The sequence below is a fragment of the Brachybacterium atlanticum genome (genome assembly GCF_025669985.1).
In the GTDB taxonomy this organism is placed as follows: Bacteria; Actinomycetota; Actinomycetes; order Actinomycetales; family Dermabacteraceae; genus Brachybacterium; species Brachybacterium conglomeratum.
The window spans coordinates 1-3,485 of the sequence record NZ_JAKJJW010000065.1 but is presented as its reverse complement, the minus strand read 5'-3'; the positions used below and the strand labels follow the sequence as shown (position 1 = coordinate 3,485).

3 protein-coding genes are annotated in these 3,485 nt (G+C 69.4%); all 3 read left to right on the top strand.

Going from position 1 to position 3,485, the window contains the following annotated elements:
- On the top strand, window positions 1-931 hold a 931-nt coding region (locus tag L3K22_RS16530; RefSeq protein ID WP_263312358.1), incomplete at its 5' end, for a carbohydrate ABC transporter permease.
- Window positions 928-1,851, top strand: a complete 924-nt coding sequence (locus L3K22_RS16525; RefSeq protein ID WP_263312357.1) for a carbohydrate ABC transporter permease — start codon at window positions 928-930, stop codon at window positions 1,849-1,851. The genes L3K22_RS16530 and L3K22_RS16525, both read left to right, overlap by 4 nt.
- Window positions 1,852-2,023: 172 nt before the next feature.
- Window positions 2,024-3,427, top strand: a complete 1,404-nt coding sequence (locus tag L3K22_RS16520; protein WP_263312356.1) for an ABC transporter substrate-binding protein — start codon at window positions 2,024-2,026, stop codon at window positions 3,425-3,427.
- Window positions 3,428-3,485 lie beyond the last annotated feature (58 nt).

Below are 3,485 nucleotides of genomic sequence, written 5' to 3'. Positions count from 1 at the left end.
CGCGACCCCCGCCGCGCAGCGGCCCGCCCGTCGGCGCTCCCCCCAGCGCCGCCGCCGCGCCCGTCGCGACGCGCTGCTCTTCCTCGCGCTGATCGCCCCGAACTTCCTCGCGATCATCGTCTTCTCGTACTACCCGGCGCTGTACAACATCGGGCTGAGCTTCTTCGAGTGGGACTTCGTCGAGCCCGTCCCCGAGTGGGTGGGCGCGCAGAACTACGTCGACCTGTTCACCTCGGCGAGCTTCGGCCAGGTCCTGATGAACACGCTGATCTTCACCGGGGTCAGCGTGATCGGCTCCCTCGTGCTCGGCCTGCTGCTGGGCAGCCTGCTGGCCACGAAGGTCCCGTTCACGGGCTTCGCGCAGACCATGGCGTTCGCGCCGCACATGCTGCCCGGCGCCGCCGTCGGCATCCTGTGGCTGTTCATGTTCGACCCGAACTACGGCCTCTCCCGCTGGGCGTTCTCGCTGTTCGGCGCGGACTCCCCGGCGTGGACCACGACCTCGGACTGGTCGCTGTGGTCGATCACCATCGCCTACACCTGGCAGCGCCTCGGCTTCGTCACGGTCATCTGCTACACCGCGATCCTCGACCTGCCGAAGGACCTCTACGAGGCCGCGGCCCTCGACGGCGCGCACGGCTGGAAGCTCTTCCGCCACCTGACCCTGCCGCTGCTGAGCCCGATCACGTTCTTCCTCTCGATCACAGGCATCATCTCCGCCGCACAGGCCTTCGACATCATCTCGATCATGACCGACGGCGGCCCCGGGACCTCTTCCAGCACGCTGAGCTGGATGGTCTACGAGGAGGCCTTCCAGAAGTTCGACATCGGCAGCGCCTCGGCCGCCGCGACCGTGCTGCTCGCGATCCTCCTGGTCATCACCTACGTGCAGGTCCGCTACGGCGAGAAGAAGGTGAACTACGACTCATGAGCACCCTGAGCTCCGCCCCCTCCGCCCAGCTCCCCGACGGGACGGCCGCCGCCGCGGGCACCTCCGTGCCGCGCAACACCGGCCGACGCCGCGGCCCCCGCCGTCGACCCTGGGTCACCGCGCTGCTGATCGCCGGCGTCCTCGCCACGATCGCGGTGTTCCTGGTGCCGCTGTACTGGCTGTTCTCCTCGGCCCTGAAGCCGCACCAGGACATCTACAGCTGGCCGCTGCAGTGGATCCCCACCGAGCTGACGTTCTCGAACTTCGTCGGCGCCTGGGAGGCCGCGGCGTTCGACCGCTTCTTCCTGAACTCGATCATCACCACCGGCGTCGGCACCGTGCTCGAGATCGTGCTCGCGATCCTGTGCGCCTACGCCTTCGTGTTCGTCGAGTTCCGGTTCAAGAAGATCGTGTTCGGCCTGATCGTCGCCTCGCTGATGCTGCCGGGCCACGTGACGCTGATCGTCAACTACATCACCGTGGCGAACCTCGGCTGGCTGAACACCTACGCCGGGATCATCCTGCCCGGCATCGCCAGCGCCTTCGCGATGTTCCTGATCTACCAGCACATGCGCACGATCGACAAGGACATCCTGCAGGCCGCGGAGATCGACGGCGCCGGCCACATCCGCCGCATGCTCACCATCGTGGTGCCGCTGTCGAGCCCCATGATCCTCACCGCCACCCTGATCGTCATGGTCGGGAAGTGGAACGAGTACGTGTGGCCGCTGATCGTCACCTCGACCGAGGACATGCGCACCCTCCCCATCGGGCTGCTGTTCCTGCGCAGCCAGGAGGGCTACAGCAACTGGGGCGTGATCATGGCCGGCGCCGTGTTCGTCTCCCTGCCGATGCTGATCCTCTTCTTCCTCGCCCAGAAGCGCATCATCGGCGGCCTCGCCGCCGGCGCCATGAAGTGAGGCCGACGGGACGGCCCCGCGCCGTCTAGACCGTCCCGGGCCACTCCGGCCCGACCCCCGAACCCGCCGGACCGGGCGCACGAGCGCCCGGCCCCGGTCCCGCACGACCCGACGACCCCGCCCGACCGCACCGGAGCCCTCCGGTCCGGCCCGTCTCCAAGGAGCGATGCACATGTCCCGCAGCCCCCTGAACCTCTCCCGCCGCACGATGATGGCGGCCCTCGGCCTGGGTGCCGGCGCCGCCGGCCTCGCCGCCTGCGGCGCCCCGAACGGCGGGGGCGGCGGTGGTGACTCCGAGAGCAACATCCGTGACGGCTTCTCGCAGGCCGATCTCACCGTCCCCTCCGAGTACGAGGGTCGCACCCCGATCCTGTTCTGGGCGCCCTTCACCGGCGTGAACTACGAGGTCCTCGCCGAGCAGTTCGCGGCCTTCAACGAGTCCCAGGACGAGATCGTCGCGATCGCCGAGTCCGTCGGCGGCTACGCCGACCTCAACCAGAAGTTCACCGCGGCCCTCCAGGCCCGCACCGTCCCGGACATCGTCTGCTTCCCCGAGATGCAGTGGCTCCAGTTCTACAACTCCGACGCGCTCGCCCCGCTGGACAGCTACTTCGACGACGAGTGGAGCCTCGACGTCTACATCGACAACTATGTCGCCGAGGGCAAGGCCGCCGGCGAGACCTTCGTGGTGCCCTTCGCCCGCTCCACCCCGCTCTTCTACTACAACAAGACCCGCTACATCGAGGCGGGCCTGCCCGAGGAGGGCCCCGAGACCTGGGAGGACCTCGCCGAGTTCGCGCCCGAGCTGGCGAAGATCGAGGTCGAGGGCCGTCCGCTGGCGGCGCTCGCGGTCGGGGCCGACGACGCCTGGCACGCGCAGGCCGACATCTGGGGCTTCGGCGGCGCGAACGCGAACGAGGACTTCGCGGTCACGATCAACGAGGACGCCGGCGTGGAGTGGCTGGAGTGGCAGCGCAAGTTCATCCACGAGGACAAGTTCGGCTACATGGCGCAGGCCGCCGGGACCGACTTCGCCTCCGGCATCACCGCCGGGATGCGCGGCTCGACCGCCGGGCTGACCGGCACCACCGCCGCCACCGAGGGCGTCTTCGAGGTGGGCACCGCGTTCATGCTCTCCAAGGAGGGCCAGGAGAAGCAGGTCCCGACCGGCGGCTCCGGCCTCTCGATCGTGCGCAGCGATTCCCAGGACCGCCAGGACGCCTGCGCCGAGCTGTTCCGCTTCCTCGCCCAGCCGGAGAAGTCCGCCGAGTGGCATGCGGGCACCGGCTACGTCCCGATCGTGAAGGCCGCGGCCGACACCCAGACGGTCAAGGACCTCGTCGCGGAGAACCCGAACTACGGCGTCGCGCTCGCCCAGCTCGAGAACGCCCGCACCGCGGACTACACCAACTGGGACCAGGGCTCCGTCACCGAGATCGGCGCCGCGCAGGCGCAGGTCTACGGCGACGGCGCCGATCCGAAGAAGGTGCTCGACGCGCTCGCGGCCACCCTCCAGGAGACCCTCGACGACAACCGCGAGGACTACGAGGCCGTGGAGTTCGAGGGCTGGAACTGAGCCTCCGGCCCTGAGCGGGTCCCGGCCGCCGCGGCGGCCGGGACCCGCTCAGGGCCGG

Excerpts from the sequence above, each read along its gene's own strand:
- L3K22_RS16520 (WP_263312356.1), top strand. The coding sequence starts at position 2,024 with ATGTCCCGCAGCCCCCTGAACCTCTCCCGCCGCACGATGATGGCGGCC.
- L3K22_RS16525 (WP_263312357.1), top strand. The coding sequence starts at position 928 with ATGAGCACCCTGAGCTCCGCCCCCTCCGCCCAGCTCCCCGACGGGACG.